Annotated in this window: 15 protein-coding genes; 13 read left to right on the top strand and 2 right to left on the bottom strand. The window is 68.5% G+C overall.

From position 1 onward, the window contains the following. Positions 1-7 precede the first annotated feature (7 nt). The 12 genes from ABT313_RS03805 to ABT313_RS03750 all read left to right on the top strand — a co-directional run bounded on the left by ABT313_RS03805 (position 8) and on the right by ABT313_RS03750 (position 15,049). Positions 8-892 (top strand): sugar phosphate isomerase/epimerase family protein, encoded by an 885-nt coding sequence (locus ABT313_RS03805; protein WP_350848327.1) that lies wholly within the window; start codon positions 8-10, stop codon positions 890-892. 139 nt (positions 893-1,031) lie between these two features. Next, positions 1,032-1,970, top strand: coding sequence for a 5-dehydro-2-deoxygluconokinase (iolC, locus tag ABT313_RS03800; RefSeq protein ID WP_350848325.1), 939 nt, complete (start codon positions 1,032-1,034; stop codon positions 1,968-1,970). Positions 1,971-3,622: 1,652 nt separating this feature from the next. Continuing rightward, the gene (locus ABT313_RS03795; protein ID WP_350849842.1) at positions 3,623-4,459 is read left to right on the top strand and encodes a Cgl0159 family (beta/alpha)8-fold protein; all 837 of its coding nucleotides are present in this window, start codon (positions 3,623-3,625) and stop codon (positions 4,457-4,459) included. Beyond that, positions 4,456-5,367: a 5-deoxy-glucuronate isomerase gene (gene iolB, locus ABT313_RS03790; protein WP_350848323.1), complete on the top strand. Its 912-nt coding sequence runs from the start codon at positions 4,456-4,458 to the stop codon at positions 5,365-5,367. The genes ABT313_RS03795 and iolB overlap by 4 nt, the downstream gene beginning before the upstream one ends. Next, positions 5,364-7,277: a 3D-(3,5/4)-trihydroxycyclohexane-1,2-dione acylhydrolase (decyclizing) gene (gene iolD / locus ABT313_RS03785; protein ID WP_350848321.1), complete on the top strand. Its 1,914-nt coding sequence runs from the start codon at positions 5,364-5,366 to the stop codon at positions 7,275-7,277. The genes iolB and iolD overlap by 4 nt, the downstream gene beginning before the upstream one ends. Beyond that, positions 7,277-8,170: a TIM barrel protein gene (locus ABT313_RS03780; protein WP_350848319.1), complete on the top strand. Its 894-nt coding sequence runs from the start codon at positions 7,277-7,279 to the stop codon at positions 8,168-8,170. Before iolD ends, ABT313_RS03780 begins: the two co-directional genes overlap by 1 nt. Positions 8,171-8,274: 104 nt before the next feature. Further along, on the top strand, positions 8,275-9,246 hold the full coding sequence (locus tag ABT313_RS03775) for a sugar ABC transporter substrate-binding protein (RefSeq protein ID WP_350848317.1): 972 nt from the start codon (positions 8,275-8,277) through the stop codon (positions 9,244-9,246). Between the two features lie 9 nt (positions 9,247-9,255). Beyond that, positions 9,256-10,302, top strand: coding sequence for an ABC transporter permease (locus tag ABT313_RS03770; RefSeq protein ID WP_350848315.1), 1,047 nt, complete (start codon positions 9,256-9,258; stop codon positions 10,300-10,302). Beyond that, on the top strand, positions 10,299-11,159 hold the full coding sequence (locus ABT313_RS03765) for an ATP-binding cassette domain-containing protein (protein WP_350848313.1): 861 nt from the start codon (positions 10,299-10,301) through the stop codon (positions 11,157-11,159). The genes ABT313_RS03770 and ABT313_RS03765 overlap by 4 nt, the downstream gene beginning before the upstream one ends. After that, positions 11,156-12,163 (top strand): Gfo/Idh/MocA family protein, encoded by a 1,008-nt coding sequence (locus ABT313_RS03760; RefSeq protein ID WP_350848310.1) that lies wholly within the window; start codon positions 11,156-11,158, stop codon positions 12,161-12,163. Before ABT313_RS03765 ends, ABT313_RS03760 begins: the two co-directional genes overlap by 4 nt. A gap of 34 nt (positions 12,164-12,197) precedes the next feature. Continuing rightward, entirely contained in the window at positions 12,198-13,700 is a 1,503-nt protein-coding gene (locus ABT313_RS03755) for a CoA-acylating methylmalonate-semialdehyde dehydrogenase (RefSeq protein WP_350848308.1), read from the top strand. A 209-nt stretch (positions 13,701-13,909) separates the two neighbouring features. Further along, positions 13,910-15,049, top strand: a complete 1,140-nt coding sequence (locus ABT313_RS03750) for a phosphotransferase (RefSeq protein ID WP_350848306.1) — start codon at positions 13,910-13,912, stop codon at positions 15,047-15,049. A gap of 12 nt (positions 15,050-15,061) precedes the next feature. Here ABT313_RS03750 and ABT313_RS03745 read toward each other — a convergent pair whose 3' ends face one another. Continuing rightward, positions 15,062-15,937, bottom strand: a complete 876-nt coding sequence (locus ABT313_RS03745) for a LysR family transcriptional regulator (RefSeq protein ID WP_350848304.1) — start codon at positions 15,935-15,937, stop codon at positions 15,062-15,064. A gap of 76 nt (positions 15,938-16,013) precedes the next feature. On the opposite strand from ABT313_RS03745, the gene ABT313_RS03740 reads away from it, so the two are divergent. Then, complete coding sequence (locus ABT313_RS03740) at positions 16,014-16,745, top strand: CTP synthase C-terminal region-related (seleno)protein (protein ID WP_350848302.1); 732 nt, start codon at positions 16,014-16,016, stop codon at positions 16,743-16,745. On the opposite strand, the gene ABT313_RS03735 is transcribed toward ABT313_RS03740, so the two are convergent. After that, positions 16,700-17,701: a Gfo/Idh/MocA family protein gene (locus tag ABT313_RS03735; protein WP_350848300.1), complete on the bottom strand. Its 1,002-nt coding sequence runs from the start codon at positions 17,699-17,701 to the stop codon at positions 16,700-16,702. The genes ABT313_RS03740 and ABT313_RS03735 overlap by 46 nt on opposite strands. Positions 17,702-17,801: the final 100 nt, after the last annotated feature.

Below are 17,801 nucleotides of genomic sequence, written 5' to 3'. Positions count from 1 at the left end.
CGCTCGTATGACTGATCTCGCTGCTCGCATCGCCGGCGCCCCGATCTCGTGGGGCGTCTGCGAGGTACCCGGGTGGGGCTGGCAGTACGACCCCGCGACGGTCCTCGCCGAGATGCGCGACGCCGGCCTCGCCGCAACGGAGTTCGGCCCGGACGGCTTCCTGCCGGAGGACCCGGCCGAGAAGGCGAAAACCCTTGCAGACGTGGGACTCCGCGCCGTCGGCGGCTTCGTGCCGGTCGTGCTGCACGACCCGTCGTACGACCCCGCTCCTGTTGTCGCCACGGCACTCGAGGGTTTCGTTGCCGCCGGCGCGACCACGCTGGTGCTCGCGGCCGCAACCGGCCAGGAGGGGTACGACGACCGCCCGGTGCTGGACGAGACCGGCTGGACCACGCTCCTCGCCAACCTCGACAAGCTGTCCGCCGCTGCGGCCGCGTCCGGGGTGCTCGCGACGATCCACCCGCACGTCGGCACCATGGTCGAGAACTCCGACGACGTCGAGCGTGTGCTCAGCGGCTCCGCCATCGGACTCACCCTCGACACCGGCCACCTGCTGATCGGCGGCGTCGACCCGGTCGCTCTAGCGGTCAAGCACACCGACCGCATCCGCCACACCCACCTGAAGGACGTCGACGCCACGTGGGCCGCCCGCGTCCAGGCCGGCACGATCTCCTACACCGACGCCGTACGCCAGGGAATGTACCGCCCACTAGGCGCCGGCGACATCGACATCGCCACCATCGTCACCACCCTCGAGAACTCCGGCTACAACGGCTGGTACGTCCTCGAACAAGACACAATCCTCACCTCCCGCCCCACCGACGAGGGCCCCGTAGCCAACGTCCGAACCAGCATCACCCACCTAAAAACAATCACCGAGACAACCCGATGACCCCCACCCCAACCCACCCAACCACCCCCACCCCGACTCGCGTGGATGGGACTGTGTTGAGCCGTGTGGGCGGGTGTGCGTCGAGTTCGGTGGGTGTGAGTGGGTTTGTGCGGACCCGTGTGGATGGGATGGTCTGAGGATGGATGACGTACTGACGATCGGGCGGATCGGGGTTGACCTGTATCCGTTGCAGGCGGGGACTCATCTCGAGGACGTGGAGTCGTTCGGGAAGTTTCTCGGTGGGAGCGCGACCAACGTGGCGGTCGCGGCCGCGCGGCACGGGCGGAAGTCGGCGGTGATCAGCCGGACCGGGAACGACCCGTTCGGCACCTTCATCCACCGGACGCTGCGCGAGCTCGGCGTCGACGACCGGTTCGTGTCGCCGGTCGACGGTCTGCCGACGCCGATCACGTTCTGCGAGATCTTCCCGCCGGACAACTTCCCGCTGTACTTCTACCGCTTCCCGAAGGCGCCGGACCTGGTGATCAACCCATCCGAGCTCGACCTGGACGCGATCCGGTCGGCGCGGATCTACTGGTCGACGGTGACCGGCCTGTCCGCGGAGCCGTCGCGGTCGGCGCACTTCGCGGCGTGGGAAGCCCGCGAGCGGAGGCCGATCACTGTGCTGGACCTGGACTACCGACCAATGTTCTGGGCCGATCCGAGCGAGGCGCACGAGCAGGTGTCGCGGGCCCTGGACTACTGCACGGTTGCTGTGGGCAACCGTGAGGAGTGTGAAGTCGCGGTCGGCGAGACGGACTCGGACAAGGCGGCCCAGGCGCTGCTCGATCGCGGGCTGGACCTCGCGGTCGTGAAGCAGGGTCCGCGCGGAACGCTGGCCCGTACTCGCGACGAGCGCGTCGAGGTCCCGCCGTACCCGGTCGAGGTCGTCAACGGCCTCGGCGCCGGCGACGGCTTCGGCGGCGCGCTGTGCCACGGGTTGCTGTCCGGCTGGCCGCTCGAGAAGGTCATCCGTTTCGCGAACATCGCCGGCGCCATTGTCGCCTCCCGCCTCGAATGCTCCACCGCCATGCCCACCACCGAAGAAGTCCTGTCCAAGTTGGGTGAATCCTCATGACCAGACGAGACCAGGACCCGTACGACGAAGACGCCCGCCCCATCCCCATCCAACGCCCCACCCACGACGACGAGACCGTCTACGAACCAGGCCCCAACGACCCCACAATCGCCCACCGCCGCACGCCAACCGACTCGCCCTTCGCCCCGCAACCCGGCGCGAACGACCCAACGGTTGCCCACCGCAGCACGCCAACCGACTCCCCCTTCGCCCCGCGGCCCGGCGCGAACGACCCAACGGCCGCCCACGGCGGTGGACCGACTGACTCGCCGTTCGCGCCCCAGCCCGGCGCAGACGACCCGACGATTGCCGCACCGCGCCCAACCAGGCCCGCCCGCCCAACACACCAAGCAGTCCCAGGCACCGGCAACCCAGCCCCCGCCCACAGCACGGCCCCAACCGACTCCCCATTCGCCCCACAGCCCGGCGCGAACGACCCGACTGTCGCCCACCATGGGACGCCGACGGGCTCCCCGTTCGCGCCGCAGCCTGGTGCGAACGACCCGACGGTTGTCGCCCAGCGCCCAGGCCCCGGGCCGAACGACCCGAGGGCCGCCCAGGGCGGTGTTCCGAGCGACTCCCCGTTCGCGCCTCAACCGGGCGCGAATGAGCCAACGGTTGCCCACCATGGGACGCCGACGGGCTCCCCGTTCGCCCAGCAGCCGGGCCCGAACGACCCGACGGTCGCCCACGGCGCTGCGCCGAGCGACTCGCCGTTCGCGCCTCAGCCGGGCGCGAACGACCCGACGGACGCCCGCCACGGGACGCCGACGGGCTCCCCGTTCGCGCAGCGGCCTGGTGTGAACGACCCGACTGTTGTCGCCCAGCGCCAGGGCCCCGGACCGAACGATCCGAGGGCCGCCCACGGCGGTGGTCCGAGCGACTCGCCGTTCGCACCTCAACCAGGTGCGGGCGACCCGACGGATGCCGATGGCCGTGTGCGGGCTGGATCGCCGTTCGCGGGGCAGGCTGGGGTGAACGATCCGACAGTGCCCGGCCAGCGGCCCGGATCGGGGGCGGATGAGCCGACTGGTGGTCACGGTGGCATGGCGGGTGACTCGGCGTTCGAGGCGCAGGCGGGTGTGGGTGAGGCGACGGTTGCTGCGCAGTATCAGGGCGCGCCCGGCGGCCCGACACACCAGGCGGCTTCGGGTGGTGGTGATCCGGCGGCTGCTCGCGGGGGTGTGCCGAGTGGGTCGCCGTTCGTGCCGCAGGTGGGGGTGGACGACGCGGCTGGTTCTCCTGGCGGACGGGCTCCGGACGCCGAGAGTGACCGCGGGGTGCACAGCAGCCCGTCGCAGGGGGCTGCTCCTGCCTGGCAGGACGAGGTGACGGTTATCGCTGGGTCCCCAGGTGACGCCAACGCCGGAACCTTCGCTAGCCCGGGCGCGCCAGGTGGCCCGGAGGGGGATGGGCAGCAGGGTGTGGCCGGACGGGGGGAGTCTGCGGGGGTGGGGAATTCGGGGCCTGGGTCGGATGAGCCGACAGTTGAGCGTCCCATGGTGCAGCAGGGGCAATGGTTGCCGGATGGGCAGACGACGGTGATCAGGGATCTTGAGTTGCCTGCGGAGCAGCATGTGCAGGCGCGGTATCAGGGGTATGGCTCGCGGTTGGCGGAGCTTACTGAGATTCGGGTGCGGCATCCGGAGCGGATGGCCGAGGCGTGGCAGCAGCGGCGGACTCGGGCTCTGGTGGGTGACGACGGACGGTTGCTGATTGTGGCTGCCGACCACCCGGCGCGCGGTGCACTCGGCGTACGCGGTGATCGGATGGCGATGGCCAGTCGTCCGGATCTGATCGCTCGCCTGATGACCGCGCTCGAACGCCCCGGTGTAGATGGCGTTCTGGCGACCCCGGACATCCTCGAGGACCTCCTGCTGCTCGGAGCGCTGGAAGGGAAGGTCGTCATTGGCTCGATGAATCGCGGCGGTCTGCAAGGCGCCGCGTTCGAGGTAGATGACCGGTTCACTGCGTACCGCACGGCGGATGAGATCGCGCTCCGCCGGCTCGACGGCGGCAAGATGCTGACCCGCATCGACCTCGGCGATCCGGGCACCGTGACCACCCTGGAGTCCAGCGCCGCGGCCGTCACCGGTCTGGCCGAGCACAAACTCATGGCGATGGTCGAACCGTTCTGGTCGACGCGCAGCGAGGACGGTCGGGTGACGAACCTGCTCGACCCGGACTCGGTGATCAAGTCGATCCACATCGCCTCCGCCCTCGGAGCAACCAGCGCGTACACCTGGCTGAAGCTCCCGGTCGTCGACGAACTGGATCGGGTGATGGAGGCAACGACCCTGCCGACGCTCCTGCTCGGCGGCGACCCGACGGTCGCGCCGGAAGCGACGTACGCGTCGTGGGGCAAGGCGCTCAGCCTGCCTTCGGTCCGTGGCCTGGTCGTCGGCCGCGCTCTGCTGTTCCCACCCGACGGTGACGTTGCCGCAGCCGTCGACCACGCCGCAATGCTCGTCCACGGAGGTGCCGCATGACCGAATGGTTCCGGCCTGCTGGATCCACGGCGTACGAAGGCTTCGAGCTGATGGTCCGGCCGGGTGAGCCCGACTGGCACTACACCGGCCTGTCGATCCGCACTCTGCTCCCAGGCCAGTCGGTGGAGATCGACACCGGGGACTGCGAGTACATCGTCCTCCCGCTCAGCGGGTCGGCCGAGGTGATCATCGACGGAAACTCGGTCCCGCTCGGCGGGCGGGCCGATGTCTTCGCCGGCGCGACGGACCTCGCCTACGTCCCTCGCGGTACGACGTTCGCCGTTGTCAGCGCGGGTGGCGCGCGGATCGCGTTCCCGAACGCGAAGGCCGCGAACGACATCCCGTTCCAGCGGATCGCCGCCGATGACGTCGAGACCGAACTGCGCGGCGCAGGCGTCTCCTCCCGCCAGGTCCGGAACTTCGGCGTCCCGGGTGTGCTCGACGCCGACTCGATCATCGCCTGCGAGGTGATCACGCCGGCCGGCAACTGGTCGTCCTACCCGCCGCACAAGCACGACGAGCACAAGCCGGGAAAGGAGAGCGAGCTTGAGGAGATCTACTACTTCGAGCTGCAGCTGTCCGACGACGTGCCGGAAGGTGTCAAGGGCAACGATCCGATCGGCTACCAGCGGGTCTACGGGACCGACGAGCGGCCGATCGACGTGCTGGCGGAGGTGAGAAGCGGCGACCTGGTGCTGGTCCCGCACGGCTGGCACGGCCCGGCGATGGCGCCGCCCGGCTACGACATGTACTACCTGAACGTGATGGCCGGCCCCGGCACCGAGCGTCAGTGGCTGATCACCGACGACCCGCAGCACGCCTGGGTCCGCGAACTGTGGAACTCCCAACATATCGATCCACGCCTGCCTTTCGGAAAAGAAGAATCTCTCGGAGGAGATGAGTCATGACGGTGCGTCTCACGGTCGCCCAGGCCCTGGTGCGATTCCTGAGCGTCCAGTACTCGGAGCGGGACGGGGACCGGCAGCGGCTGATCGCCGGATGCCTGGGGATCTTCGGGCACGGCAATGTCGCCGGGGTCGGCCAGGCGCTGCTGCAGTCTGAGCTCGAGGACCCGAAGGCACTGCCGTACATCCTGGCCCGCAACGAGCAGGCCATGGTGCACACGGCGGCGGCCTTCGCGCGCACGCGTGACCGGCTCCAGACCTACGCCTGCACGGCCAGCGTCGGTCCGGGCTCGACGAACATGGTGACGGGTGCGGCCCTCGCGACGATCAACCGGTTGCCAGTGCTGATCCTCCCTTCTGATGTGTTCGCAACCCGGGTGGCGACACCCGTGCTGCAGGAGCTGGAGAGCTTCGGCGCCGGTGACGTCTCGGTCAACGACGCGTTCCGCCCGGTGTCGAAGTACTTCGACCGCGTGTGGCGGCCCGAACAGTTGCCGTCGGCACTGATGAACGCGATGCGCGTGCTCACGGATCCGGTGGAGACCGGCGCGGTGACACTGGCTCTGCCGCAGGATGTCCAGGCCGAGGCGTTCGACTGGCCGGATGAGCTCTTCGCCGAGCGCACCTGGTACGTCGCACGACCATTGCCGGAGGCATCAATTGTCGACAAGGCGGCAGAACTCCTACGGTCCGCGCAGCGACCTCTGATCGTCGCCGGCGGTGGGGTGCACTACTCGGGAGCCGAGGAAGCGCTGCGTGAGTTCGCCGAGCGGACCGGAGTGCCGGTGTCGGAAACCCAGGCAGGTAAGGGATCTCTGAGCTACGACCACCCGCAGTCGGTGGGCGCGGTCGGCTCGACCGGGACCACGGCAGCCAACGCTCTGGCCCGTGACGCCGATGTGGTGATCGGCATCGGCACCCGCTACAGCGACTTCACGACGGCGTCGCGGACCGCGTTCGCGAACCCGCAAGTCAAGTTCCTCAACATCAACGTGGCGCGTTTCGACAGTGGTAAGCATGCGGGCCTTCCGGTCGTGGCCGATGCGCGGGAAGCCCTTGTTTCGTTGGGATCTGCGCTCGGCGAGTGGTCGGTGGATGCCAAGTACACAGCAGAGGCCCAGGAACTCACAAGGAACTGGAACGGAACTGTGGACGCAGTTTTCCGGCCCTCTGCGGAGATCACCGCGAAGTTGGCCGAAGGCCTGCTGACACAGGGCGAGGTGATCGGTGCCGTCAACGAATTGTCGGCGGCGTCTGATGTGGTTGTCTGCGCGGCCGGCTCGATGCCGGGTGACCTCCACAAACTGTGGCGGCCGCGCGATCCGAAGGGATACCACGTCGAATATGGCTTCTCCTGCATGGGATACGAGATCGCCGGCGGACTCGGTGTCCGCCTCGGCGCGCCGGATCGCGATGTCTTCGTCCTGGTCGGCGACGGGTCGTACCTGATGATGTCCAGCGAGCTGGCCACCGCGGTCCAGGAAAACCTCAAGATCATCGTGGTTCTTGTGCAGAACCACGGCTTCGCGTCGATCGGCGCGCTGTCGGAGTCGCTCGGCTCCCAGCGGTTCGGTACGGCGTACCGCAAGCGCACGGGCGACGGGCGGCTCGACGGCGACTACCTGCCCGTCGACCTGGCGGCCAACGTCCGCAGCTTCGGTGTCGAGGTGATCGACGTCCACAGCCGCCCCGAGCTGGAGAAGGCGATCCAGACCGCGAAGGCGGCGACCGGACCGATCGCGATCCACGTCACTACCGATCCGCTGATCGGCGGGCCGGACAGCGATTCGTGGTGGGACGTCCCGGTCAGCGAGGTGTCCGAGCTGCAGTCCACGCAGGCGGCGTCCGCGTCGTATGAGGAGAGCAAGAAGGCCCAGCGTCCGTATCTGGCTCCGATCGAGGGCGACGTCTGATGGGCCGGGTAGCTATCGGTACGGCGCCGGACTCGTGGGGAGTCTGGTTCGCCGACGACCCGAAGCAGACGCCGTGGACGCGGTTCCTCGATGAGGTCCAGCAGGCCGGCTACACCAAGATCGAGCTCGGTCCGTACGGCTACCTGCCGACCGACCCGGTCCGGTTGAAGGACGAGCTCGACCAGCGCGGACTCACTATGACGGCCGGCACGACGTTCGAACACGTGCATCGCCCCGACGGGTTGGAGTCGACCTGGCGGGACGTGGTCAAGACGGCCGAGCTGACCGCTGCGATGGGTGCCAAGCACCTCGTCGTGATGCCGTCGATGTGGCGCGGGGACAACGGCGAGATCGTCGAGGAGCGCTTCGATCACGACACGCAGTCCAGGCACGGTCGCGCGGTGACCGAGCTGGGCCGGCGTCTCGCGGAGGAGTTCGGGCTGCAATTGCAGTATCACCCGCATGCGGACGGGCATGTCGACACCCAGGACACGGTCGAGCGCTTCCTCGAGGAGACCGACAGCGCCTTTGCGAACCTGTGCCTCGACACCGGCCACATCAGCTACTGCCGTGGTGACAACCTGGAACTGATCAGCAAGTATCCGGACCGGATCCGCTACGTCCATCTGAAGCAGGTCGACCCCGAGGTCCTGGATCAGGTCGAGGCCGAGGGCCTGGCCGTGGATGAGGCGGTACGGCGCGGCGTGATGTGTGAGCCGCCGAACGGCGTACCCGATCTTCCGCCGGTGCTGGAGGCGCTGGCAGCGCTCGACGTCGAGCTGTTCGCGATCGTCGAGCAGGACATGTATCCCTGCGCACCCGATGCCCCGCTGCCGATCGCGGAGCGGACGCTGGCCTATTTGAGCTCTCACGGGGGTGGCGTATCGAGATGACGGCCAGGGGAGTGTGACACTCTCTGGTCCCACGCAACTCCGCGGAGTGGCCGCGGTTCACCTGAAAGGCTGGTTGAGTCATGGTTCGGTGGCAGAGGAAGGCCGTGGCAGGCGCCGCGGCGCTGGTGCTGGCCGCGGCGTTGGCCGCGTGCAGCTCCTCCGGGGGAAAGCAGAAGGAGGAGAGCACCAGTGGTAGCGGCGGGAACGTCGCCGACACCCCGCGCATGAAGGTTGCCCTGATCACCCATTCGGGTGCGGGCGACACCTTCTGGGACATCGTCCGGCGCGGCGCCGAGGCGGCCGCGAAGAAGGACAACATCGAGCTGCAGTACTCCGCCGACCCGGACGGTGCAGCGCAGGCCAACCTCGTCCAGACCGCGATCGACTCCAAGGTCGACGGCATCGCCGTCACCCTGAACAAGCCCGACGCCGTGATCCCGAACGTCAAGAAGGCCATTGCCGCCGGCATCCCGGTGACGGTCCTGAACGGCGGCCTCGACCAGTGGAAGACCACCGGGGCGCTCGGGTACTTCGGCCAGGACGAGCGGATCGCCGGTCAGGCCACGGGTGAGAAGCTCAAGCAGCTCGGCGCGAAGAAGGTCCTCTGCGTCATCCACGAGCAGGGCAACGTCAGCCTCGAGGCGCGCTGCCAGGGCATCAAGGACAAGCTGCCGACCACCGAGAACGTCAACGTCAACGGCACCGACCAGCCGGGCACGCAGGCGACGCTGACCTCGAAGCTGCAGCAGGACAAGAGTGCCGACTACGTCGTCGCGCTGAACGCCGGGATCGCGCTGACCGCCGTCCAGGCGGCGAAGGACGCAGGCTCGTCGGCCAAGATCGGCAGCTTCGACATGAGCAAGGAGATGGCCAAGGCGGTCGCGGACGGCACGGTGCAGTTCGCCGTCGACCAGCAGCCGTACCTGCAGGGCTACCTCGCGATCGACGCGATCTGGCTCTACCGGACCAACGGCAACACCATCGGCGGCGGCGAGGCCACACTGACCGGGCCGGCGTTCATCGACAAGTCCAACATCGCGGCGGTGCAGAAGTTCGCCGAAGCCGGGACGCGCTGAGGTAGCCCCATGGCATCGACCATCACTTCACCGGCCTCGGCCGACGACCGCGTCTCGGCGCGGTCCCTCGGGGCCCGACTGCTCAGCCGGCCGGAGATCGGATCGCTGGTCGGCGCGGCCGTGATCCTGGTGTTCTTCCTGATCGCCGCACCGCCGTTCCGCGAGATCAACAACACCGGCACGATCCTCTACCAGGCCGCGCTGATCGGCGTGATGGCGGTGCCGGTCTCGCTGCTGATGATCGGCGGTGAGTTCGATCTGTCGGCGGGTGTCGCGGTGACGACATCAGGCCTGACGGCGGGTCTGTTCGCGTACCAGTTCAGCGTGAACGTGTGGATCGGCGTGCTCGTCGCTCTGGTGTTCTCGCTGGCGATCGGCGCGTTCAACGGCTGGCTGCTGATGCGGACGGGCCTGCCCAGTTTCCTGGTGACACTGGGCACGTTCTTCATCCTGCAGGGCCTCAACATCGCCGTCACCCGGCTCGCCTCCGGCGCCGTCGCGTCGAACTCGATCAGCGACATGGACGGGTTCAGCGCGGCCAAGGCGATCTTCGCGTCGGAGTTCAAGATCGGCGGCGTGACGATCAAGATCATCGTCGTCTGGTGGATCGTCTTCGTCGCGATCGCGGCCTGGGTGCTGCAGCGGACCCAGATCGGCAACTGGATCTTCGCCGTCGGCGGCGACGCGGCGGCCGCGCGGGCGGTCGGCGTACCGGTCCGGAAGGTGAAGATCGGGCTCTTCATGGCGGTCGGGTTCTTCGCCTGGTTCACCGGCATGCAGTTGCTGTTCGTGCAGAACGGCGTGGTGCAGTCCGGTGAAGGTGTCGGGAAGGAGTTCCTGTACATCATCGCGGCGGTCGTCGGCGGGTGTCTGCTCACCGGCGGCTACGGGTCCGTGGTCGGTGGTGCGGTCGGTGCGCTGATCTTCGGGATGGTCCAGCTCGGCGTCGTGTACGCCGGCTGGAACCCGGACTGGTTCAAGGCGTTCCTCGGTGTGATGTTGCTACTGGCAACCATTGTCAACCTCGTCGTCAAGAACCGGGCGGAGGCACGATGACCACCACGGAATCGTTCGCGGACGAAGCCTCGACCGGCCCGAACACGCCGATCGTGCTGCTTGAGGACGTCGGCAAGAGCTACGGGAACATCAACGCGCTCCGCGGAGTGTCGTTGTCCGTCCGCCAGGGTGAGATCACCTGTGTGCTCGGCGACAACGGCGCGGGGAAGTCGACCCTGATCAAGATCATCGCCGGCCTGCACGACTACACCTCGGGCCGGATGTCGGTGAACGGTGAGGAGCGCCATTTCGGCTCGCCTCGTGAGTCGCTCGACAGCGGTATCGCGACCGTTTACCAGGACCTCGCGCTGGCGCCGCTGATGTCGGTCTGGCGGAACTTCTTCCTCGGCAACGAGATCACCAAGCGCCCGTTCCGGCAGCTGGACTCCGCGAAGATGAAGCGGATCGCGCAGGAGGAGCTGACGAAGATGGGGATCTCGATCCCCGATCTCGAGCAGCCGGTCGGCAAGCTGTCCGGCGGTCAGCGGCAGTGCGTCGCGATCGCGCGGGCGATCCATTTCGGGGCAAAGGTACTGATCCTCGACGAGCCGACCGCGGCGCTCGGCGTGAACCAGTCGGGCGTGGTGCTGAAGTACGTCGTGAGGGCGCGGGACGCCGGGATCGGGGTCATCTTCATCACCCACAACCCGCACCACGCCTACCTGGTCGGGAACCATTTCGTCGTACTGAAGCTGGGCCGGGTCGCGCTCGACACCCATCGGTCGGAGATCACGCTGGAGCAGTTGACGACCGAGATGGCGGGTGGCTCCGAGCTCGAAGCGCTGAGTCACGAACTGCGCAGTGTCGACCCCGAGTTGGTCGTGGAGAATGAATCCCAGCGGCAGGAGGACACATGAGCGATCTGCGGGTCGGGATCGTCGGCGTGGGGGTGATGGGCGCCGATCATGCCGAGCGAATCGTGCGGAAGACGGCGGGAGCGCGCCTGGTCGCGGTATCGGATCCGGATCAGACGCGGTCCGAGAGCCTCGCGTCGAGGCTTGATGCGCGCGTCGTGGCCGACCCGCTCGAGCTGATCGCCGCCGACGACGTCGACGCGGTGATCCTCGCCTCGCCCGGGTTTGCGCATGCCGAGCAACTGTTTGCTTGTCTCGAGCACGGCAAGCCGGTGCTCTGCGAGAAGCCGTTGACCATGGACGCGGCCTTGGCGCTGGAAGTGGTCGAGCGGGAGCACAAGCTCGGACGTCAGCTGATCCAGGTCGGGTTCATGCGGCGCTTCGACCCGGAGTACGCCGCGATGAAGCAGCTGCTCGACTCGGGGGAGCTCGGGCGGACGTTGCTGCTGCACAACGTGCACCGGAACAAGTCGGTCCCGACGACGTTCCGCAGCGAGATGATCGTGCGGGACTCGATGGTGCACGAGGTCGATGTCGCGCGCTGGTTGTTCGGATCGGAGATCACCCGGATCACCGTGCGTACGCCGCAGCCGACGAGCCTGGTGGCGGACGGCGTGCTCGATCCGCAGCTGGCCTTGTTCGAGCTGGCGAACGGCGCGATGGCCGACGTGGAGGTGTTCGTGAACTTCCAGGTCGGGTACGAGGTCAGGTGTGAGGCGGTTGCCGAGCGCGGGAGCGCGACGATCGGCCTCGGGTCCGGCGTGTTCACCAGGGCCGGCGGGCGGTGGGGCGGCGTGATGCCGGCTGACTTCCGGGTGCGGTTCGAGCAGGCGTACGACATCGAGGTGCAACGCTGGGTCGATGCGACCGTGGGCGGTGAGATCGACGGGCCGAGCGCCTGGGACGGGTACGCCGCGGCCGCAGTCTGCGAGGCAGGCCTCGAATCGCTCAGCTCTGGTAGACCAGTTGAAGTCACCCTGGCAGACCGCAGCAAGGTCCTCGGATGAAGCACCTTCAGGAATTCGGCAGTGAGGAAGCATCGTGAGTACTGAGATCAAGCGCATCACCCACCTCGTCGGCGGCGGCTCGTGGACCGGCGTGGCCGAGCGGACCAGCAAGGTCTACAACCCGGCGACCGGCCAGGTCACCGGGGAGTTGGACCTGGCGTCGGCGGCGACCGTCGACGAGGTCGTCAAGGTCGCTCACGAGACCTCCAAGGCCTGGGCGGAGACGTCGCTCACCAAGCGTGCCCAGGTCCTGTTCGCGTACCGCGAGCTGGTGAACCGGGACAAGGAGCGGATCGCCGCGATCATCACCGCCGAGCACGGCAAGGTGCTGTCGGACGCGCTCGGTGAGGTGACCCGCGGTCTCGAGGTGATCGAGTTCGCCTGCGGGATCCCGCACCTGCTCAAGGGCGGGTTCAGCGAGGGCGTGTCGACTAAGGTCGACGTGTACTCGATCCGCCAGCCGCTCGGTGTCTGCGCGGTGATCTCCCCGTTCAACTTCCCGGCGATGGTGCCGATGTGGTTCGTCCCGATCGCCGTTGCCTGTGGCAACAGTGTTGTGATCAAGCCGTCCGAGAAGGACCCGTCCGCGGCGAACGCGATGGCCGAGCTGTGGAAGGAGGCCGGCCTGCCGGACGGCGTGGTGAACGTCGTCCACGGCGACAAGGAGGCCGTCGACCGCCTGCTCGAGCACCCGGACATCAAGTCGGTCTCGTTCGTCGGCTCGACCCCGATCGCCAAGTACGTCTACGAGAACGGCACCAAGAACGGCAAGCGGGTGCAGGCGCTCGGCGGCGCGAAGAACCACATGATCGTGCTGCCGGACGCGGACCTCGACCTCGCCGCCGACGCCGCGGTCAACGCCGGCTTCGGTTCGGCCGGTGAGCGCTGTATGGCGATCTCCGCGCTGGTCGCGGTCGAGCCGATCGCGGACGAGCTGATCGGCAAGATCAAGGAGCGGATGGGCAAGCTCAAGACCGGCGACGGGACGCGCGGCTGCGACATGGGTCCGCTGGTCACCGGTCCGCACCGCGACAAGGTCTCGGGGTACGTCGCCGCCGGTGTCGAGGAAGGCGCCGAGCTGGTCGTCGACGGACGCGAAGGTGACTTCGACGGCGCGGACGACGGGTTCTGGCTCGGTCCGACGCTGTTCGACAAGGTCACGCCGGAGATGTCGATCTACACCGACGAGATCTTCGGTCCTGTGCTGTCGGTCCTGCGTACGGCGTCGTACGACTCGGCGCTCGACCTGGTGAACTCGAACCCGTACGGCAACGGGACGGCGATCTTCACCAACGACGGCGGCGCCGCGCGACGGTTCCAGAACGAGGTCGAGGTCGGGATGGTCGGCATCAACGTGCCGATCCCGGTCCCGATGGCGTACTACTCGTTCGGCGGCTGGAAGAACTCGCTGTTCGGTGACACGCACGCGCACGGCACCGAGGGCGTGCACTTCTTCACCCGCGGCAAGGTCGTCACCTCGCGCTGGCTGGACCCGTCGCACGGCGGCATCAACCTCGGCTTCCCCACGCACGACTGACCCTCGAACGGGATCGCTCCCCACCCGGTCGACCGAGCCTGTTGACCGAGCCTGTTGACCGGGTGAGCAGCCGTTCGGTACCGTCCAAAGGCGTCGTGAGGACGCGTCGAGACTCGCCGGAAGGCTGGAAGCCACCTCACGTTCCCACCAGGCTGAGTTGCTGACGCGCTCTTGTGGCCCGTGCGAGTCCGGGCGCGAGAGGATGCGTTGTGAAGCTGTTGCCTGACCGGCCGAGTATCGAGTTCCTGCGCAAGGAAGCCAAGGATCTGCTGGCTGTACTGCGCGATTCCGCCCCCGACACGTCGCTCGCGGAGGCGCAACGGGCGTTGGCCGCAGAGTACGGTCTACGCGACTGGCCGGCGTTGAAGGCCGAGGTCGAACGACGGGCGGCTGCGACGCCCGCTCCGCCGGACGGGCTGGCCCCGTCGCTCGCCGGAGCGTTCGGTCTGGGTGAGGTGACCGCCGAACCCAGACCTGTCTCGTTCACCGCGATGGGCCGGTGCTGGGAGCTGACGACCGACCGCGGCCGGTGGCTGGCGGTGACGGTCTTCGACTGGATCACCAACGAGCAGGCCGAGCTGGGCGCCCGGCTGCGGGACGCTGCGGTGGCGGTCGGTGTGGCGGCGCCGGTCGCCGTACGGAGTCCGCGGGGTCAGCTGATCGAGAGCGTGCAGGGTGAGAACTGGCGCGTGCACGAGTGGCTCGAGGTGGGTCCGTCGCCGGCGTTGCCGGTGTCCGCGGCGGTGGCTCGGCGCGCGGGTACGGCGTACGGGAAGCTGCATGCGCTGGCGATCCCGACCGAGACGCCGATGAGCCCGTACGTCGTGTGGCGACGGGATGCGACCGAGTGGGAGAAGCTGCTCGAGCGGGCTCGGAACGCCGGTAAGCCGTGGGCCTCGAGGCTCGAGGAGCTGCTGCCGGTGTGGCTCGACCTGCAGACGATCGAGGCAGAGGTCGATCCGGGCGAACTCATTGTCTGCAACAGCAACCTGATCCCGACGCATGTCCGGCTGGGGCGTGACGACGAGCTGATCGTGATGGAGTGGGACTTCACCGGCTCGATGACGCCCGCACTGGAGCTGGGGGCGGCGCTGACGCAGTGGGTGATGCGGCCGACGGTCAACTCCAAGGCCCTCGCGGCGTTCCGGGAGGGGTACGGCGAGTGGCCGGCGATGGACCTGTCCTCGTTCAGCGTCGCGATCACCGGCTGGCTGAACTGGGCACACAACGCGATCTGCGAGGCAATCGATCCGCAGGACTCCGACCACGCAGAGTTCGCCGAGCGCGAGGCCGTCGGGGTCCTCGACCGGCCGATGACCCGCGCAGGCCTCGAGCAGCTACTTGAGTAGCTATTTGAGCAGCTACTTCAGGTTCGATAGCAGAAGCGCGGCCGGCTCGGACAGGTCGCCGTGGAGCAGTTCAGTTCGGTGGACCAGCCGGGGTCTCGTGAGCGGGACGGCTCCCGGCGCCTGAACCGCTCGGGGCAGGACGGCCAGCCCATGGCCGCTGGTGATCAGGGTCAGGAGGGTGTGGAGGTCGGTCCCCGCGTAGATGAAGGCCGGGCGGAAGCCGTCGGAGCCGGTCGCCGCGCGGAGGACCGGGAGCGGCGCGGCGAGATCGGGTGCGTCGATCCAGCGGGCGTCGGCGAGGTCGTGCAAGGACAGACCTCGCCGGCCGGTCAACGGATGATCGTTGGGGAGGGCAACCACCAGGTCGTCGTGAGCGATCGGGGTCGTCCGCGGGTGCACTGTCTCCGACAGCCGGAGCGGATCACTCGGGGCGGCTACTCCGTCGACGAGCCCGATGGCGAAGGTCCCGGCGGCCACACCCTCCACAACCTCCTCCCGGCCACAGACAGTCAAAGTCACCTCGGTCCCGGCGTGCGCTCGCCGTACCTCACGCAGCGCCACGGCAAGCGCGCCAGGCTCGGAGGCGGCGGTGGCCAGTGGGGTGGTTGCGACGGGCAGGACGGTTGGCGGTTTGGCGAGGGTGCGGCGTACGTCGGCTCGGGCAGTGGCCAGCCGGAGAAGGATCGGGGCGGCGTGTTCGAGGAGGCGTTCGCCGGCCGGGGTGGGGGTGGCGGGGCGGCGGCGGAGGAGCGGCGTGCCCAGGTCGTTCTCGAGGGCGGAGATGTGCTGGGAGACGGCCGACTGGGTGTAGCCGAGGCGTTCTGCCGCGGCGGAGAACGAGCCGCACTCGGCGACCGTCACGAACGTCCGGAGCAGATGAGGATCCACGCGGATCAGTATTGCTTATGCACAGTGCAGAGATCATCGTTGGCGCTGATACAGCCATCGCGGCCAGGATGGAGCCATGAACGCCTACTCCGGACGTATCGCCCTCGTCGGTGACCGCTCGCCGCATGTCCGCTCGCACGTCCGCGTACCCGGGCTGTTCGACCGACTGCGCGACCGCGACAACCTCGACTTCGACACCTACTGGATCCCGACCGAGCAGGCCGACGAGGCGCTCGAAGGCTTCGACGGGATCTGGCTCCTTCCCGGCAGCCCGTACCGGAGCGAGGCCGGCGCGATCACCGCGATCCGGGTCGCCCGTGAGGGCGGCATCCCGTTCCTCGGCACCTGTGCCGGGTTCCAGCACGCGATGCTCGAGTTCGCCCGCAACGTCTGCGGCGCCTCGCAGGTGCAGCACGGCGAGAGCACGCCGGACGCCGACGACCTGCTGATCGTCCCGCTCGCGTGCTCACTCGACGGTCATGAGGGCGCGATCCAGGTGACGCCCGGCACCCGGGCGGCCGCGCTCCTGGGCGTCGAGCGATCGATGGAGCGCTACCACTGCTCGTACGGCCTGGACACCAGCAGGCTCGACCTGCTCCGCGAGCACGGCCTCGTCTTCAGCGGGTACGACGACGAGGGCGACCCGCGTATCGCGGAGCTACCCGATCACCCGTTCTATCTCGCCACGCTGTTCCAGCCGGAGCTGGCCGGCGACGGCACGCGACCGCACCCGTTCATCCAGGCGTTCGCGCACGCGGCGGCTCAGAGGGCAGAGGTGGGCCGCGGCGTCATCCCGGCCGCGATGTAGCAGGCGTCGATGAGCTCCATCGTCGCCAGCGCGTCGTCGACGTCGGTGAGCACCGGGGCGCCGTTGCGGACGGCCCCGGTGAAGGCCTCGAGCTGATAGGTGTACGACGTCCGCGTGCCGCGGTGCTCGACCCAGGTGTCCTCCTTGGTCGTCACCACCACGCGGTCGTCGCGCTGCGGCAGCACGTAGAACGGCGCGAACGCCTCACCGCGACTGCCGACCACCTTGAGGCTGAACTCGACCTCCTCGGCCGCCATGCTGGTCCGCACCGCACCGGTCGCGCCGTTCGGGAACTCGAGGTCCGCGTTCAGCCACTCGTCGACACCGGGCAGCCGCTTCCGCTCACCGGCGCGTGCGCTGACGAGCCGCGGCGCGCCACCGGCGTACGGCGCGAACATCCGCTGCGCGTGGAGCGCGTAGCAACCGACGTCCATCACGGCGCCGCCGGCCAGCGGCAGGGACCAGCGCGGGTCGTCCTCCGGCGGCGGGGGCATCACCATGGTCGCTTCGACGTGCTGCAGGTCGCCGAGCTCGCCTTTGGCCAGCAGCTCGAGCAGCCGGCGCATCACCGGGTGGTACGCGTAGTGGAACGCCTCCATGAACACCAGCCCGGACGAGTGGACGGCGTCCCGCACCTGCAGCGCCTCCGCGGCGTTGCTGGCCGACGGCTTCTCGGTCAGCACATGTTTGCCAGCGGCAAGCGCCTTGAGGTTCCACGGGCCGTGCAGGCCGTTGGCCAGCGGGTTGTAGATCGCCTCGACCTCGGGATCGTCGATCAGCGCCTGGTACGACGCGTGCACCCGTTCGACCCCATGCTCGGCGGCGAAGGCCTCGGCGCGGTCGGCGTCGCGCGCAGCGACCGCGACCAGCCGGGCACCGGTCAGCTTGGCCGGCTCGACAATGGCCCGGCCCGAGATCCGGGCGGCGCCGAGGATCCCGATCCGCAACGGTTCCATGCCTTCTCCTTCGAGGGTCGGCCGCACGGGCGGCGTACGGCGCTTCGTCCGCGAGGCGCGTGTTCCGCCGGTAAGGGTAGCTCCCGGATCGGACAGCGAA

The sequence above is a fragment of the Kribbella sp. NPDC000426 genome (assembly GCF_040300265.1).
Classification (GTDB): Bacteria; Actinomycetota; Actinomycetes; order Propionibacteriales; family Kribbellaceae; genus Kribbella.
This window is presented reverse-complemented; position numbering and strand designations above follow the sequence as displayed.